The sequence below is a fragment of the Pseudomonas sp. ok272 genome (genome assembly GCF_900109995.1).
Classification (GTDB): domain Bacteria; phylum Pseudomonadota; class Gammaproteobacteria; order Pseudomonadales; family Pseudomonadaceae; genus Aquipseudomonas.
Genome location: NZ_FOCB01000020.1, coordinates 23,720 through 48,636, shown reverse-complemented (window position 1 = coordinate 48,636; position 24,917 = coordinate 23,720). Strand labels below are relative to the sequence as shown.

Genomic DNA, 24,917 nt, shown 5'->3' with positions numbered 1-24,917 from the left:
AGTCGACTGGCAGGCCGTCTTCGCGAGCAAGCCCGCTCCCACAGTGGGTTCGAGGACACCCGCTAAACATAGGCCGGGAGGCCGCCATCGAAAACAAGCCCCCCACCCATGACAACCCGACTAGCGCGCCGCCCAAGCATTAAACCGCTGCTCAAGCTCCTCGCCATGATCCACCCAGAACTCCGCATCCACCGCCCGGGCCCCGGCCAGATTCGCCTCGGCCGTCGGCAACTGCTCACGCACCGCCTCAGGCAACAACCCCAGGGTCTTGAGATGAACCGGACCGTAAGGAATATTCTCCGAAAACACCTTCTGTGCCTGAGGCTGGCTGGCAAACGCAATGAACTGCTCGGCCAGCGCCTTGTTCGGCGTGCCCTTGACCACCGCCCAATACTCCGGATCGTAGAGGCTCTGCGGCCAGACAATACTCAGCTTCATGCCTTCCTTCTGCGCCGCCGCGATGCGCCCGTTGTAGGCCGCACTCATCACCACATCCCCGGCGATCAACCACTGCGCCGGCTGGGCACCCGCCTCCCACCACTGAATGTTCGGCTTGATCTGGTCCAGCTTGGCAAAGGCCCGCGTCACACCCTCAGGCGTGTTCAACACCTTGTACAGGTCATCCAACTTGACCCCATCGGCCAGCAAGGCAATTTCCAGGGTGTACTTGGCACTCTTGCGCAAACCACGCTTGCCCGGGTACGCCGCGACGTTCCAGAAATCGGCCCAGGACTGCGGCGCCTTGGCCACCTTGCCCTGGTCATAGGCCATGACCATGGACCACACATACGTGGCGACGCCGCACTCGGTGAACGCCCCCGGCACGAAGTCCGCCGAGTTGCCGAAGCGGCCCGGTTCGAGCTTCTCGAACAGCCCTTCCTCGCAGCCGCGCAACAGGTCGGGGCTTTCCACCTCGACCACGTCCCAACTGGTGTGGCCGGCCGAGACCATGGCCTTGATTTTCGACAACTCGCCGTTGTACTCGCCGGCAATGATCTTGCCCGCGCCACTGGCATTGAACGGCTGGAAGTAGGCCTGTTCCTGGGCCTGCTTGGTCGCCCCGCCAAAGGAGATCACGGTAAGGCTCGCGGGCGCGGCCAGGGCACTGCCACTGAGCAGCGCCAGGGCCAATGAAACACTGCAACGCAAGGATCTGGACATGGTTCGGTTCCTCGGGATTACCCCGTTATTGTTGTGGGAAGAACATACCGTTTAGTGCTCGTCGGGTTGACTCAGGTACGCGGCGATGCGGTCCATCAAGCGATCACACGCCGCCATCTGTTCGATGCTCACGTACTCGTCGGGCTTGTGGCCCTGGTCCATGCTGCCGGGACCGCAGACCACCGACGGGATACCCGCTTGATCGAACAACCCCCCTTCGGTGCCGAACGCCACGGTGCCGAAGTCATCGCTGCCGCACAGGCGGGCGATCAGGCGGGCGGCGGCGCTGTCGGCCGGTGTCGCCAGGCCCGGATAGGCCGACAGCGGTTCAAAGCGAATCGCGGTGTCGGCCTTGACCGCCTGCATGCCGGGCAACAGCTGGTGCTGCGCATAATGGTGTAGCTCATCCACCACCGCCTGGGGGTCAAAGTCGGGCAAGGCCCGCACTTCAAAATCAAAGCGGCAATCAGCGGGCACGATGTTCAACGCGGTGCCGCCCTGGATCACCCCGACCTGCACTGTCGAGTAGGCCGGATCAAAGCGTTCGTCATGCAACTGTGGCTCGGCCAGCGTGGCGCCGATCTCCCCCAGCCGGCCAATCAGGCGGGCAGCCTGTTCAATCGCATTCACCCCGTACGGCGCGTAGGCCGAATGGCAGGCGGCGCCGCGCACGTGGCACCGCATCGCCAGCTTGCCCTTGTGACCGAGCACCGGTTTAAGCTCGGTCGGCTCGCCAATCAGGCACAGCGCAGGCGCCGGGATGCGCTGGGGCAACACCGCCAACAGGCTGCGCACCCCCAGGCAACCGACTTCTTCGTCATAAGAAAACGCCAGGTGCACCGGACGGTTCAGGGGGCTGGCGAGAAACATCGGCACCGCCGCCAGCACCGACGCCAGATAGCCTTTCATGTCCGCCGTGCCGCGCCCAAACAGCTTGCCGTGCGCCTCGCTCAAGGCAAACGGCTCGACGGTCCAGGCCTGGCCGTCCACCGGGACGACATCGGTGTGCCCCGACAACACAATGCCGCCGGCCACCGGCGGGCCGACGGTGGCCAACAGATTGGCCTTGGTCCGCTCGGCGTTGTAGATCAACTCGCAGTCCACGCCGACGTCACGCAAGTAATCGCGCACGAACTCGATCAGCGCCAGGTTCGAATCACGGCTGACCGTGGCAAAACCCACCAGCTGTTCGAGCAGGGCGCGGCTACGCAGTTCACTCATCGCCGGGCACTCCATAACTCGGTGCCTGGGTGGGATCGAGGGCGCGGGTCAGGTAGTCCTGCAGTTGCGGCTCGTAGGCGAGCCACAGTTTGCCCAACTCGCCGATGGGGTTCTCGTCGGCCCAGTCCACCCGCAGGTCGACGATGGGCCAGGTCAGCTCACCGACCACCGACAGCGCCGCCGAATGCACCACGCCCGCCTCGCCGCCGGCGTCCTGGCCAGCCTGCAACGCGCTCATCAGGCGCGCCGCCAGGCACCCTTCGGCACCCTCGAACGCCGCGACCATGGCCGCGATCACCTCGGCACTGGCCAACAAATTGCCCGCTGCCACGCACTGCTCGCCGGCCAGTGCGTTGTGGGTGCCCAGGGCGTGATTGCCGCTGAACACGCCGGTACGACCCTGGGCGTCGACCACCGCCACCTGGCGGTATTGGCTGTAGCCATTGCGGGTCAGCGCGTGATCCAGGGCCTGGCCCGGCGTCGAACCTGCGGCCAGCTCATCGAGGATCTGCGGGCCCAAGGCCGGCAAGGTGATGTTCTGGCTCGCCACCGCACCGACACCGGCGCGCAACCATGGGCAACGGGCGCCAACGGCGATGCTGGAGGAGCTGATGGCGATGCCCAACTGGCCGGTCTCGGCGCAGCGTCCAACGATAGAAAAAGTCATGGTCGTTCCTTATTCCGGGATCACCGCAATCACGTCGATTTCCATCAGCCACTGCGGCTGGCCGAGGGCGCTGACCACCAGGCCGGTGGAGATCGGGAACACGCCCTTGAGCCACTTGCCGACCTCCTGGTACACCGGCTCGCGGTAGCGCGGGTCCGTCAGGTAGGTGGTGGTCTTGACGATGTGGCTCATGTCGCTGCCGGCTTCTTCGAGCAACTGCTTGACGTTACGCATCGCTTGCTCGGCCTGGGCGCGCGGGTCACCCAGGCCCACCAATTGACCATCGAAGTCGGTGCCAACCTGGCCGCGCACATACACGGTGTTGCCGGCACGCACGGCCTGGCACAGATCGTTGTCCAGCGTCTGGTTGGGGTAGGTGTCTTTGGTGTTGAACATGCGGATGCGGGTATGAGTAGGCATCAACGGACTCCCATGAGGCTGGCTTTGTGGATGGGCTTTGCGGCCTGGGCCTGGCGTTGCGCGGCATCCTGGTAGGTGAAGTAGGTGCGTTGTTTCACGATGTGGTCGCTGATGTGCTTGGCGTCGTGCCACACGCCCCAGATGAACGCCGAGCCCCTGCGGGACAACCACGGCAGGCCGACGAAGTACACGCCCGGCTCGCTCGATACGCCGCGCTGGTGCTTGGGCTTGCCGTTGTCCTTGAAGGCATTGACCTTCAGCCAGCTGTAGTCGGTGGTGTAGCCGGTGGCCCAGATAATCGTGGTGACGCCCGCTGCGCGCAGGTCCAGTTCAAGGATCGGCTGGCTCAGGCATGGCGGGTCGGCCAGCACCACCCGGGCCTGCGGTTCCAGCGGCAGGTCGAGGCCATTGCGCTCGATGTAGGCATCGGCGGCATCCAGCAGCGCCAGGTAGTTCTCATCGCCACGGGCGATGTTGTCCGCCAGGTTGGCTTCGAAGCTCACCTGCGCACCGTCGAAGGCTTTCGTCAGGCCCACCAGGGTCATGCCCTGGTGGGCGAGTCGCCGGAAGTCAATGGTTTCACCGCCACGCGCACCGCTCACGGCGATGGTCACGTGCTCTTTGCCCGGCTGCACGGCCTCGGCATCCCAGTCGCCCAGCACCCCCAGCCACCAGCAGAAATCACGGTTGCGGTAGGCACGCGGCGGACGATCATGGGCGCCCACCGAGAGGTAGACCTGCTTGCCGGCACGCTGCAACTCATCGGCAATCTGCACCCCGGACGAACCCGCGCCGACCACCAGCACGGCGCCGTCTGGCAGCTGCTGCGGGTTGCGGTAGTCGGCCGAGTGAATCTGGTTGATGCCGGGAATCTGCGGGGCAATCGGCGGGATCGCGGGACGCTGGAACGGACCGGTGGCGACCACCACGTTGCGGGCCTCGATCACACCTTGGGACGTTTCAACGGTGAAGCCTGGGCGCCCGACATTGCGCTCGACCTTCTGCACCTCCACCCCGGTGCGAATCGGCGCGTCGATCTGCTTGGCGTAGGCCTCGAAGTACTCGGCCACCTGATCCTTGGAGGCGAAGCCGTCAGGGTCGACGCCATCGAATTCGAGCCCCGGAAAACGGTCGTGCCAGGCCGGACCATTGGCCACCAACGAATCCCAACGCCCGGTGCGCCAAGCTTGCGCAATCCGATCACGCTCCAGCACCAGGTGGGGCACGCCCTGCCGGCTCAAGTGCTCACTCATCGCCACACCGGCCTGGCCGGCGCCAATCACAAGCGTATCTATCTGGGTGTTCTCAAGGGTCATGGCTGTGCACTTCTGAAAGGTGGATGGACTCAGCACCGTCGGTGCTGTGGCGATCAACGCAAGGCTGTTGCCCGCATTCTGTGTGCAGCCGGGGATTGGCGAAATGATGTTTTATGTGGTCGCTAGTAAGGAAAAAGCTGTTGCTGGGCGCAATGCGTGAAGCGAGGGGCCCTCGTTCGCCGACACCGCCCAATGGCGGGCTCAGTTGCGGAACGCGAGCAAAGGCGGGGCGTTGCAAAAGCGACAAGCGCCCTGGCGGGGAGCGTTAGCGCATCACACCAGGGCTGACTAGTCGTGGGGGGGGTATCAGCCGCAGCGAACCGGGCGTTCTGCTGCGGTCACTCAGTGCAATCAATCCCCCAGAATCAAGTACGTCTTGCGCACCGTTTCAAGGATTTCCCAGACGCCGTGGGTGTTGGCCGCAAAGTAGATCGCATCCCCGGCCTGGAACGGGATGGGCGCACCGTCGTCGGGAACGAACACGCCCTTGCCCTGGGTGAAGTGGCTGTACTCGGCCTGCATGATCTGCCGGCGCAGGCGACCGGGGGTGCACTCCCAGACGCCGGTGGAAACGCTCTCCCCCGCAACGTCCACCGCCTGTGCGGTGCGGGTCATGGGGATCGGTTCGCCGAGCGGGTGGCCGGCCGGGATCGGGGCGCTGAACTGGGTGTCGCTGTGCAGGTGGGTCAAGACGGGCGTCATCTAAAAGTCCTCAGGATTTGTCTTCAAGTCCAGCCGGGGCAAACCCGGCCATCACTACATCCAGGCGTTTGGCGCGGTGGCCACCAAGCTCGGCCCGTTCCTTGCGGATCACCGAGCGGCGTACCAGCGAGCCGCCGATGAACCGCACCGGCTCCGGCGGGAATGCCTTGCAGGTACGGCCGACCAGCGCGCATTGGCTCCATTGATCCTGGCGCCCCAGGGCCAGGCTCGCCAGGATGCGTCCGCCAATACGACTGGGGCCCACGCCGTTGCCGCTCCAGCCAATGCCGTAGTGAATGTTGGGGCAGCCTTCCAGGTGGTTGAACACCGGCAGGCTGTCGTAGGTGCGGTCAATCGGCCCGGACCAGCGATGGGTCACCGCGACGTCCTTGAGCATCGGGTAGGTGCGGCGCAGGTCGGCTTCGGTGAGATCGATGCCCTCCGGGTCTTCGCTGAACACCGGGCCCATTTTCGAGCCATAGGACAGCGAGCCGGTGCCCTTGCCGAAGGCAATCCGCCCATCCGGGGTGGTGCGGTAGTAGTCGACCATCAGTTGTGAATCGGTGATTGCCTCTCCCCCGCTCCAACCCAGGCTGGCCAGGCGCTCGGCAATCGGCTCGGTGACCACGATGGAACTGCCCACCGGGACGAACAGCTTGGCCAACTCCGGGATGGCCGAGGACCAGGCATTGGTGGCCAGCACCACATTGCGCGCATCCACCTGCCCATGGGCGGTGAGCAGCCGCACCGGCTGCCCAGGTTGAATCTCGCTGACCGCGGTGTTCTCGTAGATTTCCACGCCCGCCTCCAGCGCCACCTTGCGCATCCCGTGCACCAGCGCCGCCGGCTGCACCGTGGCGTTGCTGCGCTCCAGCACGCCGGCCAGGTGCACCGGTGAGCCGGTACGGCGGGCGACTTCACGCGCCGAGACGCGCGCGAATGGCTCGGCGCCGAGTCGGGCGCAGGCCTCAAGCGTGCCATTCCAGGCATCGACGTGCGCCGCGCAGGTGGCGGTCCACAACCAGCCCTTTTGCCTGAACGCCGCCTCCACCTGATGCCGCTGGCAGAACTCTCCCAGCTCGCTGATCGCCCGCTCGGCGCTGTGGGCCAGGAAGCTCGCTTGCTCCACGCTGCAGAATGAAGTGAGCGACTGGATCTTCGGCCACCAGGACATCACAAAGCCGCCATTGCGGCCCGAGGCGCCCCCGCCGCACACGTCCTGTTCCAGGATCATCACGCGACAATCCGGCTCATGTTCCTTGAGGGTCAACGCCGTCCACAGCCCGACAAACCCACCGCCGACAATTACCACGTCCGCCGCATGGCTGCCGGCCAAGGCCGGTGACGCCTGCAACGATGGCTCGGCGGACTGCAACCAGAAGCTGCGTTTGAGCGCTGGGGTGACCGGAAATTTCATGCTCGTGCCTCGTTCTCTAGTGTTCACTGGCGATAGTCCGGGGCGACGCGTTCAAGGAGGCGCAGCAAGGCTTTCCAGGCCAGGTCCATGCCATCCGGGTCGCTCAGCTCGCCCTGCGCCAATGGCCGCTGTGGTTCGTTGAACTGGCGCTCGGTGTGGCGGCACACCTCATGCGGCGGAATCACCAGCTCGCCCCCCGCCTGGGCGGCGAGTTGGATGTCGCAGGCCTTCTCCAGGTAGAACATGCGCAGGAACGCCTGCTGTACGTTCTGTCCCACCGTCAGCAATCCGTGGTTGCGCAGCATCAACGCCAAGTGCCCACCCAGGTCGGCCACCAGGCGCTGCTGCTCATCCAATGACAAGGCGATGCCTTCGTAATCGTGGTAGCCGATGCGTTGGTAGAACTCCATCGACATCTGGTTCAACGGCAACAGGCCACAGGCTTGGGCAGCGACGGCGCAACCGGCGCGCGTGTGGGTGTGCAGTACGCACTGGGCGTCTGCGCGGGCGGCATGAATGGCGCTGTGGATCACAAAGCCGGCCGGGTTGACCGCATAGGACGTAGGCTCCACGGGCCGCCCCGACAAGTCGATCTTCACCAGGCTGGAGGCGGTGATTTCATCGAACATCAAGCCGTAGGGATTGATCAGAAAGTGATGATCCGGCCCCGGCAGGCGCAACGAAATGTGGGTGAAGATCAGGTCGCTCATCCGAAAATGCGCGATCAGCCGGTAGCAGGCCGCCAGCTCCTCACGCAGTTGCCATTCTTCGGCGCCGCAGTGGCGCTTGGGGTCTGTCGCGGTCATGAAAAAGCTCCCGGCACGTGTGGGTGAGATCGCTCGCAGCAAGGGAAGACACGGCATCTGTGGGAGCGGGCTTGCTCGCGAAGAGGGTGTGTCAGTCGATATCAATGTTGACTGACCCGCCGCTTTCGCGAGCAAGCCCGCTCCCACAGCGGATTGCGTTTGCCTGACGTTGCGCAGCGGACTCATTTTTTGTTGTTGTGAGCTTCGCCGCCTGGGCAACGAATGGCCTAAGAAGCTATCTCGGCAAATCTAATAAAACAACGATTTATTTACTGAAAGTAAATTTAATCGTTATTTTGTGAGTTCTGCCGATTTCTCCTGTTTATCGTCATTTTCTTCCTAGCTGACGAAGCCCGAGCAGCCACACACTTTGCCCGGAACCCCGCCCCAGTGGCCCCCACCACCCTGAAACCAATAAAAAGGAGGTCAGCATGAACATCCAGCGATTGAGCGTGCATCCACGCTATAGCCAGTGCGTTGTCAGCGGCGAACAGATCGAGACATCCGGCATCGTCGCCCATGACCTGAGCCAGGGCATCGGCGCACAAACCCGCGATGTGTTACAGCAACTCGACGCCCTCCTGGCCCTGGCCAACGTCGACAAAACCCGCCTGACCCGCGTGCAGGTCTGGCTCGCCGACATGAGCGACTTTGCCGCGATGAACGAGGTCTACGACGCCTGGGTCGACACCGCCCACCCACCGGCGCGGGCCTGTGTCGGCGCGGCGCTGGCGGACAGCCGCTACCGGCTGGAAATCCAGGCCAACGCCGTTCTCTGAGTCGTCCCCCATTCACAACAATTGATGCCTACAGGAGCTGTCGATGATCCACGATGTTGTCTTCCTCGACCGTGATGGTTTTGCCCAGAGCGTGCTGATCAAGGAGCTGCCGTTCGCCCATCGCTGGACCAGCTACGGCTATACGGCGCCCGAGACCCTGGTCGCGCGGCTGGCCCATGCGACGATTGCCGTGACCGCCGGCGTGCCGCTGTCGGTGCAACAGCTTGAACAACTGCCCGCCTTGCAAATGATCTCGCTGGCCATGACCGGCACCGACGTGGTGGACCTCGACTACTGCCGCGAGCGTGGGATTGAGGTCAGCAACGTGCCGGGCTACGGCACCCACGCCGTGGCGGAACACGCCCTGGGCATGATCTTCGAGCTGATGCGCAACGTCGGTCGCTATCACCAGTTGTTGATGCGCGTGCGCGAGCAAGGCAAAGCGCTGCAGAGCACCTATTTCGACCACCCAATCCGCGACCTGCGGGGCAAGGTGCTGGGCATCATCGGCCATGGCCCCATCGCCCTGCGCCTGGCCGAACTGGCCACGCGCCTGGAGATGCAGGTGCTGTTCCATGACCGCGACGGTCACTACCAGGGCGAGCGCTACCTGCCACTTGAGGCGTTGCTCAAGTGCAGCGACGTGGTCTCGATCAACTGCCCGCTGACCCCGCAGACCCGGCACTTGATCGGCCGCCAACAGTTGCAATGGATGAAGCGCGACGCCGTGCTGATCAACACCGCCCGTGGCGCAGTGATCAACGAGCCCGACCTGATCTGGGCGTTGCAGCACGGTGAGATCGCCGGGGCCGCGCTCGATGTGGTGACCCACGAACCGATCACCCTCGACGAGCCCCTGCTGCACCTGGCCGCCACCCACAACCTGATCCTCAACCCGCACATCGCCTGGAGCAGTGCCGAAGCCATGCAAGGGCTGATGGACGCAGCGCTGGAAAACGTCACGCGATTCGTCACCGGGCGTTGAGCCCTAGCCAACTCATGCACCGAACCTGTGGGAGCGAGCTTGCTCGCGATAGCGCTGGGTCAGCCAACGTTAATCGTGAATGCGCGGCCGTCATCGCCGGCAAGCCGGCCTCGCTCCCACGGATTGAATGCACTGTGTTGTCCATAACCCAATAAATACAACAACAATAGGTGGTTTACGTCATGCAAAACGTTGGCGTCACGAGCACTCGCTCGTTCGATAGGTCATCCATTCGTCCCCTGCACATCAAGGCCGCGGTGGGCGGTGTCGGTGGGCAGTTCTGCGACGGCTACGTGCTGGGCATCATCGGCATTGCCATCGCCCTGGCGACCACCCCGTTGGGCCTGGATGCCCTATGGCTGGGCCTGCTCGGTGGCGCTGCATTGATCGGCCTGTTCCTGGGCAGTTTGCTGACCGGCCCGTTGGCCGACCGTTTTGGCCGCAAGCACATCTATCGCTGGAACATGGCGTTGTTCTGCGTGGTCTCGGTGGCCCAGTTCTTCGCCCAGAACGCCGAGCAATTGCTGGTGCTGCGCCTGCTGCTGGGCTTGGCCCTGGGCTCTGATTTTGTGGTCGGGGTGTCGCTGGTGGCCGAGTTGGTGCCCAAGCGTTTTCGTGGACCGTTGCTGGCGCTGATGGCGGTGGCCTGGACCCTCGGCTTCACCGTCTCGTATGTGATTGGCTACCTGCTGCAGTCGTTGGGCGATGACGCCTGGCGCTGGATCCTGTTCAGCAGCGCGGTGCCGGCGCTGTTGGTGTTCATCGCCCGCCAGGGCACCCCCGAGTCACCGTTGTGGCTGATGAAAAAGGGTCGCCTGCGCGAAGCCCGCGACGTGATGGAACGCCTGGGTGGCGGTGACTTGCCCACGGCCGAGGCCAATGCGGTCAAGGTTTCGTGGAGCCAGCTGTTCAGTCGCAAATGGCGGCGCAACACCTTGGTCGGCGCGGTGTTCTACACCTGCCAGGTGATCCCGTACTTCGCCATGAGCACCTTCATCCCCCGCATCTTCACTGCGTTGAAGGTCGAGGACAGCTACACCGGCGGCCTGATCTACAACGTCTTCCTGCTGGCCGGCGCCGTGGCCGGGCTGATGGTGATCAACCGCCTCACGCGTCGCTCGTTCCTGATCGGCACGTTCACCATCAATGCGATTGCGTTGTTCGTCCTGGCCACGTGGAGCGGCATGCCGGCGGTGTACGTGGTCGGGGTGTTTGCGGTGTTTGCCTTTGTCATGGCCGCGTCCGGGGTCCTGGAGTTTGCCTACACCTCGGAGTTGTTCCCCACCGAGTTGCGCGCCTCCGGGGTGGGCTTGTCGGTGGCGGCCAGCCGCATCGGCGCGGCGGCCGGGACCTTCCTGCTGCCGGTGATGATGGAACGCTTCGGCACCGCCAGCGCCATCGGCGCGTGCGTCGCGGCACTGGTGATCGGTGCACTGGTGTGCCTGCGCTGGGCCCCGGAGACCAACCCACGCTACGTTCAATAACCCCCGTAAAACCCTGGTGGGAGTGGGCCTGCCCGCGAAGGCAGTTGGTCAGTCGATGAAGATGTGGCTGACGTGGCCCCTTCGCGAGCAAGCCCGCTCCCACAGATTGATCTGCAGCGAACACAGATCCTGTGCCCAACCCAGATCACTTGTGGGAGCAGCTCAATTCCTTGTAGGAGCGAGGCTTGCCCGCGAAGGCGGTAAGCCTGACGACATCGATGTTGAATGGGTTGGCCGGTTCACGGGCAAGCCTGAACCTACGGGCTCAACCCAGATCCCTGCTCGCGATGGCGGTGACGAGCGGCATGGCTAAGACAGTTGCTCCCACATTGACTGCGCAAGGCTCAGACCAACCGCTCCGCCTGGTGCCGTAGCTTGCGGAACAGGTGGGGCGTTTCGCCGTAGGCCTTGCGGAACTGCTGGATGAAGTGCGAGGCATCGGAGAAGCCGGTCGCGTAGGCGATCTGGGTCACGTGCAGGCTGGTATCGCTGAGTAGCCTGCGTGCCTGTTGCAGGCGCAAGGTGCGCCAATACTGTGCCGGGGGGTGGTTGGTATTGAGCATGAATGCCCGGTGCAACTGGCGCTCGTTGCAACCCAGGCTGGCAGCGAGTTGCTTGAGGGTGCAGTGGCTGTCCAGATGGACCCTCATGTAATCGATGGCCCGTTGCACCAGCGGATCGCGATAGACATGGGGCATGCCCATCTCGTCGCTGCGCTGGATTTCCTCGTCGGCCACCAGCAGGTACTCCAGGCCCTTCTGCGCCCGGCGCTTGCCGCAATGGCGACTGATGATCTCCGCCGCCAACTCGAACGCCGCTCCCCCGGGGCAGGTGAACACCCCATCGTCCTCGACATAGCTCTTGTCGACGATGATCTGGGTCTCGGGAAACATCGCCGCGAACGCCTCGCGCACGGTGAAGTGCACGGCGCAGCGCCGCCCCTTGAGCAGCCCGGCAAGGCCAAGGGTGAAATAGGACGCACAGAGCGCGACGATCGGGATCTTGCGCGCGTGCATGTGGTGAATGTAGGCCAACAGCGGCGGTGCCGGGTTGAGCACCCCCGACAACAGGCCGCCCGCCAGCACCACATAGTCGTAGTCGGCTTCCGGATCCAGGCTGCGGCTCGGCGCGATGGGCAGTCCACAACTGGCGTTCACCGGTTCGCCGCTGACGCTCAACCAGTCCCACTGGCAGAAGATCTGCCGACTGTCGAAGGACCGGTCGGCGGCAAAGCGCAGCGAGTCGACGAAGCCTGCCACCGGGGTCAGGGTGAATTGATCCATGAGCACGAAGGCGACGCGCAGATCGGGTTTTGGCGACGTCTGCACCGAGGCGTCATCGGCGGTTTCGAAGTGGCTCTGAGTCTTCATGCGCTGGGGTTCCGCAAATACCCGGATGGCGGCAGACCACCGGATCGAACGCGATCCTAGCGCCCCGTCGCTCACGCCTGCAACAGGTGCACGAAGCGTTATCCGCGCTGCAGTTCCTCGACCACGGCGGCGCAGGCGCGGAAGGTATTGACCGTCCACTCAGGGTTGATGAAGTCAGGCCAGCTGGAGAACTTGACGATGGCCACCTCGGCCGCCGGATCCCAGTAAATGCTCTGCCCGAAGACACCGCGCGCCGAGTAGATACCGCGCCCGCTGTCCAGCACCCAGCACTGGTTGCTATAGGCCGCCTCGGGGTAATGGGCCACGTAGTGACCGTAAAGCACCTCGAACGCCGGTGTGGAACCACGACCGCATGCCTCGACAAATGCCTTGGGCACGATCTGCTGGCCATTGAAATAGCCGCCCTGCAGGTACATCTGGGCAAAGCGCCCCATGTCCCGCAACGTCGCGCTCATGCCGCCGTCGACCAAGGCCGTGCCGACCCCATCCAGGGTCACGCTGGCGTCCTGTTCCGCGCCCAGGCGGGACCAGATTTCCCGGCTCAGCAACACCGGCAACCGCTCGCCGCAGGCACGCTCGCAGACCCAGGCGAGCATGTCGGTGTCCACCGAGCGGTACTCGAAGAACTCACCGTGTTCACGCTCCTTGGCCAGAGACTTGAGCAGGCCACAGATGCTGTCCGGCGACTGCTGCGCGCCGCGCTCGCGCCAGCCCGAGGCGATGTCGAGCTGGAGGAACTCGGCATCCGGGTCGGTGTAGTCCTCGCGAAACCGCACCCCGGTGCGCATGTCCAGCAAGTCCTGGACCCGCGCATCGCCGTAACCGCCGCTCGCCAGTTCCGGCACGTAGTGGCTGACCTCGCGCCTACAGGGGGTTGGCGCTTAACTGGTTGACCGTGTTCAAGTGGACACCATGACCAGGACAATCTGCTCAGGCAGCCCCGTTTCCAGGTCACGATGCAGCCTGGCTTTGAGCAGCACGGGGCGGGCTGTTGCATCTTTGTGACGCAAGACAACGGTGTGCTGATAGACGTCGTGGGGGGCTGCGAGGATCGCGTCCAGCACGCCGCGGCCCTCGACTTCCAGCAACCGGTGCAGGCCCACGCTCGCCAGTTCGTCGCCGTCATAGCCGCTGAGCCGAATGAAGGCCTGGTTGACCATCTGCCAGTTGCCCTGCAGGTCGACAAACGCCATGGCATCGTTGGCCAGCTCAAAGATCGCCCGCAGTCGATCTTCGCTTTGGCGCACCGCCTCTTCGGCCACCTTGCGGGCGGTGGTGTCCATGCTGATGCCAATCATCTTCAAGGCCCGCCCGGCGTCGTCGAGCAAGGGCGTGGCGCGGGACGAGATCCAGCGCGCTTCGCCGGTCGGGGTCAGCAGGCGAAAGTCGGTGTCGCAGGGTTGGCCGCTGTCAATCGAGCGATTGAACACCGCCTGCAACGCCGCCACTTCGTCAGGGGGAATATGGCTCCAGAAATCTTCGTTGCGTTTGACTGGCCAGCCGTAGACTTGCTCGACGTTGCTGGAGTACGTGACCTCGTCGGTCAGCAGGTTCCATTCCCAGGTGACGATGCGCGCGTTCTCCTGGGCCAGCTTCATCCGGGCTTCGCTTTCCATGATCTGTGCCGTATGCCGGCGGCGTACATCGGTCATCGGCAAGGCTTGCGGCGTCGCGGTCTGTGCGTCGTGCTGGGCCTGCTCGCCGTAGCGCAACCAGATCCAGTTGACCTCCAGCAAGGCGGACAGCTTGCGCAGGTTGTCGTAGTCGATCTCGCCACCGCGGGTCCATTTGTGCACCGCGGTGCGCGATACGCCCAACCCGTCGCCGACGGCTTGCAGGGTCAGCTTCTTGTACTCCAGAAGCTCCTTGAGGCGGAACGCGAAACTGTCTTCACTCATTGAACGGCCCTAACTCAAATCCTTGTGCGGTGCCGGGCCAAAACGGCGGGCGATGCGCAGCGAGGCGCCAATTTAGCAACTTTTCGCGGCGCCAGGCGCAGGAAATCCCCCGGCGTACCGATTGAGGGAGTAGCGCGCAGATGTTTTGTTGTGGCTACAGGTCCAATACCAGCGACGCGCCCTTGGCCCGTGACACGCAAATCAACAGGCTTTTCTGCGCAGCCTTCTCCTCGTCACTGAAGTACTGGTCCAGGTGCTCGGCTTCACCGTGCAGGATCTGGGTTTCGCAGGTCCCGCACACACCTTCGCGGCACAGGCATTCGACCGTCGCCGCCTTGGCCTGCTCGATGGCCTGGAGAATGCTCATGCCCTCCTCGACCCGCAACTCGACACCGGAGCGCGCCAGGGTCACGGTGAACGCACCGCCGGTGATCGGGGCGGCGGCGAACTGTTCCCAGTGCACGCGTTGATCCGCCACCCCGAGGTCGCGCGCCGTCTCGATCACCGCCTCGATCAACGGCCGTGGGCCGCAGACGTAGACATGGGCGTGCGCTGGCAGGCTGCCGATCAAGGCCTTGATATCCAGTCGGCTGGCCAGGCTGTCGATGTAGAACCGCGTGCACGCGGCATGCGGCCCGTTGCCCAATTCAGGGTGGAACGCCCCGTGTTCCGGACTGCGAAACGCGTAATGCAGCTCATAGTCGGCGCCGCTGGCCTGCAACTCGTACAACTGCGCCAGGAACGGCGTGATCCCGATCCCGCCGGCAATCAACACGTGGCGCTGGGCGCCCGGGTCGAGGGCGAACAGGTTGTTGGGCGCGGAAATCATCAGCGTACTGCCCACCGCCACCTGTTGGTGCATGAAGGCCGAGCCGCCTTTGGACTGTTCCTCAAGCCGCACGCCGATCTGGTAATGGCGGGTGTCGAAGGGGTCGCTCATCAACGAGTAAGCGTTGCTGTGCTGGCGCCCGTCCGCGCCCTGCATCTGCACGATGATGTGACTACCGCCGGTAAAGGCCGGCAGTGCCTGGCCGTCTTCACGCGCCAGGGTAAACCGCTTGATCCGCGGGGCGGCCTGTTCGACCGCGATCACCTTCACGGCGAACAACGCATAGGGATTGACCATCACTCACCTCACTCACAGCAATGAGCGCCACCGACCGGCGCTCGAGGGACATCCACCCGGCTCAGCCAGTGTGCTGGGTGCGGGCGATGAGGTTGTGGAAGTGGGCGATACCGTGCTCGCTCAGGCCACTGCGCTGGCGGTCCGTCATGATCCGCCCTTGGCCGCGATAACCACGGGACTTGAGGCCCTTTTGCACACTCTCCACCAGGCGCAGGTCTTCGGGGCGGAACACGTCCCGGTACCACTCGATCAACGTCTGCTGCTCGGCGGTGATGTCCTTGTTCAGGAAGTAGATGTCGTAGTGCTGCAGCGTGGTGTTGGCGTCCACCGGAAACTCGTAGATCACCGTCATGAAGTTGCCGCCCGGTGGCATGTTGAACATGCTGCACGGCCAGATCCAGTAGCCGGCGTACTGGCCGCCCGTGCCCGACTCATCGAAGGTGAACGAGCGCTCGGAAGACTTGGCCACCCCACGCTGCACCGACCAGTTGGGGTGCAGCGTGTGGGTGTACTGGCTGACATCCACCGAATCGGAGAACCCCGGATGGGCCGGCGCGCAGTGGTAGCACTCCTGGTAGTTGTCGACGATGGACTTCCAGTTGGCCGCCGTATCACTGACAAACCGCGCCGCCAGGTGCAGGTCGTCGATCACCGGGCAGGCGGCGCGCATGCTGGCCTCAAGACCGGGCAGTTGCGCTTCCACCGAGCCGGCGTCGTTGTCCATGTTGATGAAGATAAAACCGGCGTACGCCTCGACCCGCAGTTGCACCAGGCTGGCGTTGTCCTTGTCGAAATTGACCACGTTCTCGCAGTTGCGCGCGTGGGCCAGTTCGCCATCGAGCTTGAACGCCCAGGCGTGATAAGGGCAGGTGATGACGTTCCTGGCCTTGCCACTCCCCGTCAGCAGTTGATGGCCACGGTGCGGGCACACGTTGTAGAACGCGCGCAACTGCCCATCGCGACCGCGCACGACGATGAGGCTTTCGCCCGCCACTTCGCGGGTGATGTAGGCGTTGTTCTCAGCGACTTCGCTGCCGTGGCCGATGCAGATCCAGCTTTTGGCGAAGATCGCTGCCCTTTCGCGCTCGAACACTTCTGGCTGCGTGTAGTACGCCGCGGGCAGGGTGAAGGCCTCGTCGTGGTTGTCACAAAAACCGGCAGGCAGCTTGGCGATGGTACTCACGATGGCATCCTCTTTGTTGTTTTTGTAAACCCATAGCTAACAGAAACTATTGGTTTACAAGATGCTCGCAAAATACTTCCCGCAACGCAATGGCTGTCGATCATTTGGTCAAGGATCGCGCTACGATGCCGGCCAGGTCCTCCACAACAAAAACCCGAGGTTCGACCATGTCCGAACTGAAACTGCACCCCAAGGCCGCCGCGGCCTTGCAGCAATGGCACACGATGATCGCCACCGGCGACCTCGGCGCCCTGCCCTCGTTGCTGGACCCGAACGCCGTGTTCCGCTCGCCCATGGCCCACACGCCGTACCCGGGCGCGCCGGTGGTGTCGATGATCCTCAACACCGTGAGCCAGGTGTTCCAGGACTTCGCCTACCACCGTGAACTGGCGAGCGCCGACGGGCTGGACGTGGTGCTGGAGTTCAGCGCCACGGTCGGCGGCAAGCAACTCAAGGGCATCGACATGATCCGCTTCAATGAACAGGGCAAGATTGTCGAGTTTGAAGTGATGGTCCGCCCCATGAGCGGCTTGCAGGCGCTGGGTGAAGAGATGGGCCGTCGTCTGGGCGCGTACCTGGCGTCCAGCACACCTCAACGGTAATCGAGCGCTATGAATACCAGCGTGTTCTACGCCCTGGGCGCCGCGGCACTGTTTGGCGCCAGCACGCCACTGGCGAAGGCGCTGGGCGTGGGCGTTTCGCCTGTGTTGTTGGCTGGCCTGCTCTATCTGGGCAGTGGCCTGGGCTTGATCGTGGTGCGCCTGATCCGCGACCGCGGCTGGCAGGCCAGCGGCTTGCAACCCCGCGAATGGCCGTGGCTGATCGGCGCCATCGTGTTTGGCGGCGTGTTGGGGCCGGTGGCCCTGATGTACGGCCTGACGCGCACGTCGGCGGCGAGTGCCTCGCTGATGCTCAACCTGGAGTCGGTGCTGACGGCCGTGCTGGCCTGGCTGGTGTTCAAGGAAAATGCTGACCGACGCATCGTACTCGGCATGCTGGCGATCGTTGCCGGCGGCGTGATCCTGGCCTGGCCCCAGGGCCCTGCGCAGGCGCACAGCTGGATCGGACCGCTGGCCATCGCCCTGGCGTGCGCCTGCTGGGCCATCGACAACAACCTGACCCGCAACGTCTCGGCCTCCGATGCGCTGTTCATCGCCGCCACCAAGGGGCTGGCGGCGGGGTCGGTCAACTGCATCATTGCCGGCGTACTCGGTGCCAAACTGCCGGGGATCGCCACGTTACTGCCGACCTTCACCGTTGGCTTCCTGGGCTATGGGATCAGCCTGGTGTTGTTTGTCCTGGCCTTGCGTGGCCTGGGCACGGCCCGCACCGGGGCCTATTTCTCCACCGCGCCCTTTCTAGGCGCAGCCATGGCCATCCTGATCCTGGGCGAACCGGTGTCGCTGACCTTCGGCATCGCGGCACTGCTGATGGCCGTTGGGGTGTCAATTCACCTGCTGGAGAACCATACCCACGAACACCAGCACGCGCCCCTGATCCATAGCCATCGGCACGTGCACGATGAACACCACCAACACGAGCATGCATTCGAGTGGGACGGGACCGAGCCCCATAGCCATGAGCATCAGCATTTGCCGATCCGCCACAGCCACCCGCACTTCCCGGACATCCATCACCGGCACCGACATTGAAGCCCGGCTGCCGCCTGTTCAACCGCAAGCCACCGGGTGCGACGCCGTCGATAGACGACTAATCTACTCACCGCGCCCCAAACGGCTCATTCGGACTGCCCATGCCCTACGAACTCGCCAGCCACTTCCTGGCCTCCATTGACGATGACTGGGCACGGCATGTCGCGGCCATCGGTCCTTGCCGGCACGAACCCAAGCCAACCCGCGACCCTTACCAGGCCTTGGTCCGCGCCATCGCCTACCAACAACTGCATGCCCGCGCCGGTGATGCGATCGTCGGGCGCTTGCTCGCACTCTTCCCCGGACAGACCTTCCCCACACCCGCACAACTGCTCGACAGCGACACCGAGCGGCTGCGTACCTGTGGCTTCTCGGCGCGCAAGATCAACACCTTGCATGGCATCGCCCAAGCCACACTCGACGGCACCGTACCCGACCACCCCACCGCCCAGGCCATGGACGACCACTCACTGATCACCCGCCTGACGCAACTGCGTGGCGTCGGCCGCTGGACCGTGGAAATGCTGCTGATCTACACCCTGGAACGCCCGGACATCCTGCCCGCCGACGACTTCGGCGTACGCGACGGCTACCGCCGCCTCAAGGGCCTGGCGCAACCCCTCAGCCGCCAACACATGATCGACCTGGGCCACACCTGGAGCCCCCACCGCACCGTCGCCGCGTGGTACCTGTGGCGGGTGCCGAAGGGGTGAAAACGGGTAGGCCGTCTTCGCGAGCGGGCTCGCTCCCACAAGGGATTGATGTACGTCCGTCAGAGACAGGCCGGCTGACACACCGTCTTCGCGAGCAAGCCCGCTCCCACAAGGGATCTGGGTACACCCAACCACCCCACTCCGCCCTTCACCACTCAACAGGCCGAGCGTTAGCTCGCCTGCAGCTCTTGATCTTGATCTGGCTCTTGATCCACCCGCCCCATCGGCAGGCTGAGCGGAGGTATGCCTCTGGGGACTGGCGCGAAGCGCCGTTCGACGCAGTCGAACACATTGCATGGAGGTGCAGCGAAGCAAACCGGAGGGCAATACCCCAGAGGGATACCGTAGCGAAGGAACCCCGAGCCTTAGCGAGGGGCCGAACGCTCGGGGCGAGACTTTTTGGTTCCTTTTGTGGCGTTTGACAAAAGGAACTCGACCGTCAGGGCGAAACCAACAGTAGCCACACCTGCAGCAACGGATATGTACACCACCCGCCAGAACCAAGCCGCCTATCAGGCCGCCTGCGCACCAATGAAATTCTTCCCCCGCGCGCCCTGCAACGCGCTAGCAATCATCGCCCGCGCCTCGGCCTCAGGCACACCGTAATCAGCAAACTCCGTCTTCACCCCCAAGCCATGCAAAAAACCACGCAACCGCGCCTGAGCCTGCCCCAGATCGTCGCCAAACACCCGCTGCAACACCTGATCGCGGCCCCGGTCGCGTCCCCACGCCAACCCCAACACCAGCGGCAAACTGAACGAACAGGCAATCCCATGGGGCACACCGTGGCGCAACGTCATCTCATAGGAAATCGAATGCGCCAAGGCCGTCTTGGTATTGGAAAAGGCCATCCCCGCCTTGAGCGCCGCCAACGCCATGCGCCCACGCAACACCTTGCAACCCAAATCGGCGCGCAATGACGGCAAACAATCGAGGATGTCTTCGATGGCCGACACCGCGAAGGTGTCCGACAACGGATTGGCATTCACATTCCAGATCGCCTCCAACGCATGGGACAACGCATCCAGCCCGGTCGACACGGTAACGCCCGCCGGCACGGTGAGCATCAGGTCCGGGTCGACAATCGCCGCCACCGGCCACGTACAAGGCAGGTGCAGTGAGTACTTCTTCTGCTGCCCGGTATCCCAAAGGGTCGCCCAGGGCGTCACTTCGCTGCCGGTGCCGGCGGTGGTGGGCACGGCGATCAGCGCTTTGCTGCGCACCGGGACAAAAGACTCCCCGAGGGCCAGCAGCCCCAGCAACTCATCGAACTGGCCGGACGCGGTGCCGACGATCAACGCCTTGGCCGTGTCGATGGCACTGCCGCCGCCCAGGGCGATGACCATGTCGCAGTCCCCCGCCTCGGCCCAGAACCGCTCGTAGGTGCCGCGCAGTTGAGCGACATCGGGGTTGGGTTGCACGTCTTCGATGATGTAGACCAGGCGCTCGCCCAGCAGGTGTTTGACCCGATCCACCAGCCCCAGGCTCCGGGCCTCGGCGAAGGTCACCAAGGCCACCGTCCGGGCCTCGGTCAAGGTGCGCAGGTGCTGCAGGCTGCCGCTGCCGAAGCAGGTCGCAACCGGGTTATGGAAGTGGCCAGGCATGCAGGTCTCCTTGGTGTGTTGCGCAATGGTCATGGTCGGTGGTCGCCTTGAATGCGCCGGCGCAAGTGGCTGGACACCAGGTCCGCGAGGACCACCATCACGGTAATCACCAGGATGCAGGTGGCCGTTTCCTGATAGCGGAACAGCTTCAGGCTGCCGACCAGTTCAAAGCCCAGGCCCCCGGCGCCGACCATGCCCAGCACCGTGGCCGAGCGCAGGTTGACTTCAAAGCGGTACAGCAGCACCGCGATCCAGGCCGTGATCACTTGGGGCAATACGCCAAACACAATCACCTGCAGCGGCCGTGCGCCGGTGGCCTGCAAGGCTTCGATGGGGCCCTGGTCGATCTCCTCGATGCTGTCGGCGAAGAACTTGCCGAGCATCCCCACGCCATGCAGGGCCAAGGCCAGTACACCGGGGAACGGTCCCAGGCCAACGGCCGAGACGAACACCAGGGCCAGGATCAGCTCGTTGATGCTGCGGATCACGTTCAGCAGTTGCCGCGTCCCGGCATACAGCCAGCGATTGCCGTGCAGGTTGCGCGCCGCGAGGAACGCCAGCGGCACCGCCAGCACCACCCCGAGCAACGTGCCCCACAGGGCGATCTGCAAGGTCTCGACCGCGGGCTGCCACAGTTTGGGCAAGATGCTCAGGTCCGGCGGCAGCGAGCGCTGGATGAAGTCGCCGATTTGCGGCAAGCCCTGGCTCAACTCGCCCCAACTCAATTGCGCGCCTTCGGCACTCCAGTGCAGCACGCCCAGGACCACCAGCACCAGGACACCGGTGCGCCACCAGCCCCGGGCCGTGTCGGGGGTGTCGACCATCCATTGATAACCGCGTGGCGTATTCATCAAGCGGGGCTCCCGTTGGCGTAGCGCAAGGCAATTGGCAGCGCATCGAGCGGGTCGCCGTGAACCGACTCGGCGCCCGCGTAAATGCGCTGCTGGGCGGCGGCATCGAGGGTGTCCCGGTTGCCGTCGAACACCAGGCGGCCGTGGGCCAGGCCGACGATGCGGTCGCCAAACTCACAGGCCAGGTCGACCTGATGCAGGTTGCACACCACGGTGATGCCCAGTTGCCGGGTGGCATCGCGCAGGTACTGCATGACCAGTCGCGCGGTCTTGGGATCGAGGCTGGCCACCGGTTCATCGGCCAGGATCACCTTGGGCCGCTGGGCCAAGGCCCGGGCGATGCCCACCCGCTGCTTCTGCCCACCGGACAACGAGTCGGTGCGCGCGGGGGCCTTGTGTTCCAACTCCACGCGGCGCAGGCAATCCATGGCCAGGGCCACGTCGGCCCGGCTGAACAGTTGCAGCAACGAGCCCAGGCTGGACACCGAGCCCAGGCGCCCGGTCAACACGTTCTTGAGCACCGACAGGCGCGGCACCACGTTGTGATGCTGGAAGATCATCGCCACCTGGCGCCGCAGGTTGCGCTGGTCACCGGCCTGCATCGCATCGATCCCGGCGATGTCCAGCACCCCACTGTCGGCCCGGGCCAGGCGGTTCATGCAGCGCAGCAAGGTGGACTTACCCGCGCCGGACTGCCCCAGGATCACCACGAACTCCCCAGCCGCGATCTGCAGGTCAATGCCCTGCAGCACCGCGTTGTCGCCGTAGCGCTTGGTCAGTTGCTGGACGCGGATCATTTCAGGCTCCGCAAGTCGAGCTTAAGCACCTTGGCCGTCTCGCGCACCACGTCATAGGCCGCGTCGGTGGTGGGTTGGAAACCATTGAGCATGCCCTGGTCGCCCCATGGCACGTCCTTGATCGAGGCCAGCGACTCGGCGATCTTTTGCTTGAGGACCGGGTCCAGGTTGCTGCGCCAGACCATCGGTGACTCCGGGATATCGGGCGAGGACCAGACCACCTGCAGTTCGTCCGGCTTGACCTGCCCGCTCGCGACTGCCGAGGCGAAGATCCGGTCGGCCACGGCGGCGGCATCGACCTTGTGGTTGACCACCGCCAGGAGGCTGGCGTCGTGGGAGCCGGAGAAGATCACCCGCGAAAACAGAGCGTCGGGTACGTAGCCCGCACGCTCGATACCGGCCTTGGGGAACAGGTGGCCGGAAGCCGACGTAGGGTCGACAAAGGCGAACGTGCGGCCCTTGAGGTCGGCCAGGGTGTTGATGCCGCTGTCGCGGCGCGCCACGATCTGGCTGTGGTAGGCGCTCTTGCCGGCCTTTTTGGTGACCGCCACGGCAAAGGCGTCGACCCCGGCCACTTCATGCGCCAGCACGTAGGAGAACGGGCCGAGGTACGCCACGTCCAGCTTGCCGGCGCGTAGGGCTTCGATCACGCCGTTGTAGTCGGTGGCCACGAAGGGTTTGACCGGCATGCCGAGCTTGCGCTCAAGGTCCGCAATCACCTGCTGGCTGCTGGTGATCATCGACTGTGAATCTTCAGAGGGGATCAGGCCGATGCGCAGGGTGTCCTGGGCCAGTGCGGGTTGAGTCACCAGAAGCGGCAACAGGCTGAGGCTGAACAAACGCAGTAGCTGAGTGAGCGGTTTCATGGCGTTCCCGGCGGTTGTGGTTGGAATGCCACTACCCTATGGCTGTCATGTGACAGTCACAGCATCGATTCAATATGGCTTTGCCCAGCCAACCATTGATGGAAGCTATAGATGTCCACCACCAAACTGCGCACGTTCCTCGCCGTTGCGCGCCACGGCAGCTTCAGTGCCGGGGCCCGCGCCATTGGGATCAGCCAACCGACGGCGACCACGCAGATTCAGGGGCTGGAACGCGAGCACAACGTCGAGCTGTTCCACCGTCGCGGGCGACGCCTGGAACTGTCCGAAGCCGGTCGCCTGCTGCTGCCGATTGCCCAGCAATTGGGGGTGCTGGAATTGGAAGCGTTCAATCTGCTGCGCGACTCCGGCAAGCTCAACCGCGGCCAATTGAAGATCGGCGCCGTCGGGCCCTTCCACGTGATCGAGATGGTCGACGCCTACCGGGCCGCGTACCCGCAGATCGACATCGCCATCAGCATCGGCAACTCGGCCTCGATCCTCACCGCCCTTGAGAACTACAGCGCCGATGTCGGCGTGCTGGCCGGCCTGCATGAAGACCCGGCGTTCTGCGCGCAGCTGTACGCCGAGCACCCGGTGATCCTGTTCGCCCATGTCGATCACCCGCTGGCGCGCCACGCCGACATCCCGCTGCACGCGTTGCAGGGGCAAGCGTTCCTGCGGCGCGAACGCGGCTCGACCACCCGCCTGGCCCTGGAGAAAGTCCTGGCCGCACACGAGGTGGCCCCGCGCATCGTCATGGAAATCGGCAGCCGCGAAGCCCTGCGCGAGGCGGTGATCCGCGGCATCGGCATCGGCGCGGTGTCCGAGGCCGAGTTCATTGCCGACCCGCGCATCAAGGCGATCAGCATCCAGGGCGAGCCGGTGTGCACGCAAACCTATCTGTATTACCTGGCCGAACGCAGCGCCAGCCAGATCATTCGCTCGTTTGTGGGCGCCAGCCAAACGCCACGGCAAGACCGTGTGCCGTCGCCAGGTTGATGGCCATTACCTATCCGCCCGAAGGCATCGCGCGCATGCAACGGCTGGCGATCAACAATGCGCCGCTGGCGCCGGTGCCTACAGCGGAGAAATGGTTGCCAGAGCCCCAATGAACAGTGTCAAGGCGAGGCACCCACCGAGAAAAATCGCCATCTTCAACATCGGGCCTCCCGCGATACACATTTAGATACATGAACCTATTGTGAGACGCCGATCTGCTCCGGGACAGGGGCAGATCGCGAAGAAAAATACCGATCAGAAGCCCCCGCCATCTGCGTATTTGAAGCGCGTCCAGCACAGTGCCATCATGCGTCCAGCACCATCACCCTGGCCCTTGCCTGAAGGAAAAGGAGTCCCCATGCGCACCCTGCCCGTACGCCTTGCCACCCTGGATGACCTGGACGGCATCTTTCAAACCCACCGCCATTCCGTGGAGCATCTGTGCACCCGGGAGTACAGCGCCGAGCAAATCAACATGTGGCTGGACGGGCGCTCGCCTGCCACCTACCGCGACGCCGTCGAGCAGGGTTGGGTGTGGTTGGTGCACAGCGATGAAATCCTCGGTTTCGTCGAGATCGAGGGCAATGAGGTCAGCAAGCTGTTCATCCGTGGCGATGGCGCCGGACGTGGGATCGGCAGCCAATTGCTCGACGTGGCCATCGAGCACATCCGCGCATCGGGGGCCGCCACGGTGTACCTGGAAGCCACCCTGACCGCCGAAGCGTTCTACGCGCGCCATGGGTTCCAGAAGATCGGCGAAGGCGCCTTCAGTCGCGGCAACAGCCCAGTGTCGATCGGGATCGTGAAGATGCAACGCGATATTTGAAGGCGAGCCATACATTCGCCACCTGACTAAACAGCCTGAAACACTCTTCAGCA

At 64.1% G+C, this 24,917-nt stretch carries 24 protein-coding genes and 1 pseudogene; 8 read left to right on the top strand and 17 right to left on the bottom strand.

What is annotated here, in order from left to right:
• Window positions 1-120 precede the first annotated feature (120 nt).
• The 8 genes from BMW74_RS22270 to BMW74_RS22235 all read right to left on the bottom strand — a co-directional run bounded on the left by BMW74_RS22270 (window position 121) and on the right by BMW74_RS22235 (window position 7,710).
• Window positions 121-1,161, bottom strand: a complete 1,041-nt coding sequence (locus tag BMW74_RS22270; protein ID WP_093426288.1) for an ABC transporter substrate-binding protein — start codon at window positions 1,159-1,161, stop codon at window positions 121-123.
• A gap of 51 nt (window positions 1,162-1,212) precedes the next feature.
• Entirely contained in the window at window positions 1,213-2,382 is a 1,170-nt protein-coding gene (argE, locus tag BMW74_RS22265; RefSeq protein WP_093426287.1) for an acetylornithine deacetylase, read from the bottom strand.
• On the bottom strand, window positions 2,375-3,049 hold the full coding sequence (locus BMW74_RS22260; protein WP_093426286.1) for a DUF1028 domain-containing protein: 675 nt from the start codon (window positions 3,047-3,049) through the stop codon (window positions 2,375-2,377). The genes argE and BMW74_RS22260 overlap by 8 nt, the downstream gene beginning before the upstream one ends.
• 9 nt (window positions 3,050-3,058) lie before the next feature.
• Window positions 3,059-3,469: a RidA family protein gene (locus BMW74_RS22255; protein WP_093426285.1), complete on the bottom strand. Its 411-nt coding sequence runs from the start codon at window positions 3,467-3,469 to the stop codon at window positions 3,059-3,061.
• Window positions 3,469-4,785 carry a flavin-containing monooxygenase gene (locus BMW74_RS22250; RefSeq protein WP_093426284.1) on the bottom strand — a complete coding sequence of 439 codons (1,317 nt, stop codon included), beginning with the start codon at window positions 4,783-4,785 and terminating at the stop codon, window positions 3,469-3,471. Before BMW74_RS22250 ends, BMW74_RS22255 begins: the two co-directional genes overlap by 1 nt.
• 351 nt (window positions 4,786-5,136) lie before the next feature.
• Window positions 5,137-5,487 carry a cupin domain-containing protein gene (locus BMW74_RS22245; RefSeq protein ID WP_093426283.1) on the bottom strand — a complete coding sequence of 117 codons (351 nt, stop codon included), beginning with the start codon at window positions 5,485-5,487 and terminating at the stop codon, window positions 5,137-5,139.
• A 10-nt stretch (window positions 5,488-5,497) separates the two neighbouring features.
• Window positions 5,498-6,904 carry an NAD(P)/FAD-dependent oxidoreductase gene (locus BMW74_RS22240; RefSeq protein WP_093426282.1) on the bottom strand — a complete coding sequence of 469 codons (1,407 nt, stop codon included), beginning with the start codon at window positions 6,902-6,904 and terminating at the stop codon, window positions 5,498-5,500.
• Window positions 6,905-6,927: 23 nt separating this feature from the next.
• A complete protein-coding gene (locus BMW74_RS22235) occupies window positions 6,928-7,710 on the bottom strand; it encodes a class II aldolase/adducin family protein (RefSeq protein WP_093426281.1) in 783 nt (260 codons plus the stop codon).
• A 431-nt stretch (window positions 7,711-8,141) separates the two neighbouring features.
• Here BMW74_RS22235 and BMW74_RS22230 point away from each other — a divergent pair, with 431 nt between their 5' ends.
• From BMW74_RS22230 to BMW74_RS22220, 3 genes are all read left to right on the top strand, one after another.
• On the top strand, window positions 8,142-8,489 hold the full coding sequence (locus BMW74_RS22230) for a RidA family protein (protein WP_093426280.1): 348 nt from the start codon (window positions 8,142-8,144) through the stop codon (window positions 8,487-8,489).
• Between the two features lie 43 nt (window positions 8,490-8,532).
• Window positions 8,533-9,474, top strand: coding sequence for an NAD(P)-dependent oxidoreductase (locus BMW74_RS22225; protein WP_093426279.1), 942 nt, complete (start codon window positions 8,533-8,535; stop codon window positions 9,472-9,474).
• 182 nt (window positions 9,475-9,656) lie between these two features.
• Complete coding sequence (locus BMW74_RS22220) at window positions 9,657-10,958, top strand: MFS transporter (RefSeq protein ID WP_093426278.1); 1,302 nt, start codon at window positions 9,657-9,659, stop codon at window positions 10,956-10,958.
• A 344-nt stretch (window positions 10,959-11,302) separates the two neighbouring features.
• On the opposite strand, the gene BMW74_RS22215 is transcribed toward BMW74_RS22220, so the two are convergent.
• From BMW74_RS22215 to BMW74_RS22195, 5 genes and pseudogenes are all read right to left on the bottom strand, one after another.
• The gene (locus tag BMW74_RS22215; RefSeq protein WP_256562646.1) at window positions 11,303-12,328 is read right to left on the bottom strand and encodes a GlxA family transcriptional regulator; all 1,026 of its coding nucleotides are present in this window, start codon (window positions 12,326-12,328) and stop codon (window positions 11,303-11,305) included.
• A gap of 98 nt (window positions 12,329-12,426) precedes the next feature.
• Window positions 12,427-13,197: pseudogene (locus BMW74_RS22210) on the bottom strand (serine hydrolase domain-containing protein); the annotation flags it as partial.
• 51 nt (window positions 13,198-13,248) lie between these two features.
• Complete coding sequence (locus BMW74_RS22205; RefSeq protein ID WP_093426277.1) at window positions 13,249-14,247, bottom strand: PAS domain S-box protein; 999 nt, start codon at window positions 14,245-14,247, stop codon at window positions 13,249-13,251.
• Between the two features lie 154 nt (window positions 14,248-14,401).
• Window positions 14,402-15,373 (bottom strand): PDR/VanB family oxidoreductase, encoded by a 972-nt coding sequence (locus BMW74_RS22200; protein WP_093426276.1) that lies wholly within the window; start codon window positions 15,371-15,373, stop codon window positions 14,402-14,404.
• Window positions 15,374-15,434: 61 nt separating this feature from the next.
• The gene (locus BMW74_RS22195; RefSeq protein ID WP_093426275.1) at window positions 15,435-16,556 is read right to left on the bottom strand and encodes an aromatic ring-hydroxylating oxygenase subunit alpha; all 1,122 of its coding nucleotides are present in this window, start codon (window positions 16,554-16,556) and stop codon (window positions 15,435-15,437) included.
• Window positions 16,557-16,723: 167 nt separating this feature from the next.
• Between BMW74_RS22195 and BMW74_RS22190 the strand changes: the two genes are divergently transcribed.
• From BMW74_RS22190 to BMW74_RS22180, 3 genes are all read left to right on the top strand, one after another.
• Entirely contained in the window at window positions 16,724-17,158 is a 435-nt protein-coding gene (locus BMW74_RS22190) for a nuclear transport factor 2 family protein (protein WP_093426274.1), read from the top strand.
• A gap of 9 nt (window positions 17,159-17,167) precedes the next feature.
• Window positions 17,168-18,208, top strand: coding sequence for a DMT family transporter (locus tag BMW74_RS22185; RefSeq protein WP_093426273.1), 1,041 nt, complete (start codon window positions 17,168-17,170; stop codon window positions 18,206-18,208).
• A 101-nt stretch (window positions 18,209-18,309) separates the two neighbouring features.
• A complete protein-coding gene (locus BMW74_RS22180) occupies window positions 18,310-18,921 on the top strand; it encodes a DNA-3-methyladenine glycosylase family protein (RefSeq protein WP_371911849.1) in 612 nt (203 codons plus the stop codon).
• Window positions 18,922-19,433: 512 nt separating this feature from the next.
• Here the strand turns inward: BMW74_RS22180 and psrA are convergent.
• From psrA to BMW74_RS22155, 4 genes are read right to left on the bottom strand one after another with little or no spacing between them, the layout of a single operon-like run.
• The gene (gene psrA / locus BMW74_RS22170) at window positions 19,434-20,525 is read right to left on the bottom strand and encodes an iron-containing alcohol dehydrogenase PsrA (RefSeq protein WP_093426304.1); all 1,092 of its coding nucleotides are present in this window, start codon (window positions 20,523-20,525) and stop codon (window positions 19,434-19,436) included.
• 29 nt (window positions 20,526-20,554) lie between these two features.
• A complete protein-coding gene (gene phnE, locus BMW74_RS22165) occupies window positions 20,555-21,376 on the bottom strand; it encodes a phosphonate ABC transporter, permease protein PhnE (RefSeq protein ID WP_093426271.1) in 822 nt (273 codons plus the stop codon).
• Entirely contained in the window at window positions 21,376-22,173 is a 798-nt protein-coding gene (gene phnC, locus BMW74_RS22160) for a phosphonate ABC transporter ATP-binding protein (RefSeq protein ID WP_093426270.1), read from the bottom strand. Before phnC ends, phnE begins: the two co-directional genes overlap by 1 nt.
• Window positions 22,170-23,039 (bottom strand): phosphate/phosphite/phosphonate ABC transporter substrate-binding protein, encoded by an 870-nt coding sequence (locus BMW74_RS22155; RefSeq protein WP_093426269.1) that lies wholly within the window; start codon window positions 23,037-23,039, stop codon window positions 22,170-22,172. Before BMW74_RS22155 ends, phnC begins: the two co-directional genes overlap by 4 nt.
• A gap of 111 nt (window positions 23,040-23,150) precedes the next feature.
• Between BMW74_RS22155 and BMW74_RS22150 the strand changes: the two genes are divergently transcribed.
• Both BMW74_RS22150 and BMW74_RS22145 read left to right on the top strand, forming a co-directional pair.
• Window positions 23,151-24,038 carry a LysR substrate-binding domain-containing protein gene (locus tag BMW74_RS22150; RefSeq protein ID WP_093426268.1) on the top strand — a complete coding sequence of 296 codons (888 nt, stop codon included), beginning with the start codon at window positions 23,151-23,153 and terminating at the stop codon, window positions 24,036-24,038.
• A 358-nt stretch (window positions 24,039-24,396) separates the two neighbouring features.
• Window positions 24,397-24,864, top strand: a complete 468-nt coding sequence (locus BMW74_RS22145; protein ID WP_093426267.1) for a GNAT family N-acetyltransferase — start codon at window positions 24,397-24,399, stop codon at window positions 24,862-24,864.
• Window positions 24,865-24,917: the final 53 nt, after the last annotated feature.

Coding starts and splice junctions, on each gene's coding strand:
- BMW74_RS22270 (WP_093426288.1), bottom strand. CDS start 1,161: ATGTCCAGATCCTTGCGTTGCAGTGTTTCATTGGCCCTGGCGCTGCTC.
- argE (WP_093426287.1), bottom strand. CDS start 2,382: ATGAGTGAACTGCGTAGCCGCGCCCTGCTCGAACAGCTGGTGGGTTTT.
- BMW74_RS22260 (WP_093426286.1), bottom strand. CDS start 3,049: ATGACTTTTTCTATCGTTGGACGCTGCGCCGAGACCGGCCAGTTGGGC.
- BMW74_RS22255 (WP_093426285.1), bottom strand. CDS start 3,469: ATGCCTACTCATACCCGCATCCGCATGTTCAACACCAAAGACACCTAC.
- BMW74_RS22250 (WP_093426284.1), bottom strand. CDS start 4,785: ATGACCCTTGAGAACACCCAGATAGATACGCTTGTGATTGGCGCCGGC.
- BMW74_RS22245 (WP_093426283.1), bottom strand. CDS start 5,487: ATGACGCCCGTCTTGACCCACCTGCACAGCGACACCCAGTTCAGCGCC.
- BMW74_RS22240 (WP_093426282.1), bottom strand. CDS start 6,904: ATGAAATTTCCGGTCACCCCAGCGCTCAAACGCAGCTTCTGGTTGCAG.
- BMW74_RS22235 (WP_093426281.1), bottom strand. CDS start 7,710: ATGACCGCGACAGACCCCAAGCGCCACTGCGGCGCCGAAGAATGGCAA.
- BMW74_RS22230 (WP_093426280.1), top strand. CDS start 8,142: ATGAACATCCAGCGATTGAGCGTGCATCCACGCTATAGCCAGTGCGTT.
- BMW74_RS22225 (WP_093426279.1), top strand. CDS start 8,533: ATGATCCACGATGTTGTCTTCCTCGACCGTGATGGTTTTGCCCAGAGC.
- BMW74_RS22220 (WP_093426278.1), top strand. CDS start 9,657: ATGCAAAACGTTGGCGTCACGAGCACTCGCTCGTTCGATAGGTCATCC.
- BMW74_RS22215 (WP_256562646.1), bottom strand. CDS start 12,328: ATGAAGACTCAGAGCCACTTCGAAACCGCCGATGACGCCTCGGTGCAG.
- BMW74_RS22205 (WP_093426277.1), bottom strand. CDS start 14,247: ATGAGTGAAGACAGTTTCGCGTTCCGCCTCAAGGAGCTTCTGGAGTAC.
- BMW74_RS22200 (WP_093426276.1), bottom strand. CDS start 15,373: ATGGTCAATCCCTATGCGTTGTTCGCCGTGAAGGTGATCGCGGTCGAA.
- BMW74_RS22190 (WP_093426274.1), top strand. CDS start 16,724: ATGTCCGAACTGAAACTGCACCCCAAGGCCGCCGCGGCCTTGCAGCAA.
- BMW74_RS22185 (WP_093426273.1), top strand. CDS start 17,168: ATGAATACCAGCGTGTTCTACGCCCTGGGCGCCGCGGCACTGTTTGGC.
- BMW74_RS22180 (WP_371911849.1), top strand. CDS start 18,310: ATGCCCTACGAACTCGCCAGCCACTTCCTGGCCTCCATTGACGATGAC.
- psrA (WP_093426304.1), bottom strand. CDS start 20,525: ATGCCTGGCCACTTCCATAACCCGGTTGCGACCTGCTTCGGCAGCGGC.
- phnE (WP_093426271.1), bottom strand. CDS start 21,376: ATGAATACGCCACGCGGTTATCAATGGATGGTCGACACCCCCGACACG.
- phnC (WP_093426270.1), bottom strand. CDS start 22,173: ATGATCCGCGTCCAGCAACTGACCAAGCGCTACGGCGACAACGCGGTG.
- BMW74_RS22155 (WP_093426269.1), bottom strand. CDS start 23,039: ATGAAACCGCTCACTCAGCTACTGCGTTTGTTCAGCCTCAGCCTGTTG.
- BMW74_RS22150 (WP_093426268.1), top strand. CDS start 23,151: ATGTCCACCACCAAACTGCGCACGTTCCTCGCCGTTGCGCGCCACGGC.
- BMW74_RS22145 (WP_093426267.1), top strand. CDS start 24,397: ATGCGCACCCTGCCCGTACGCCTTGCCACCCTGGATGACCTGGACGGC.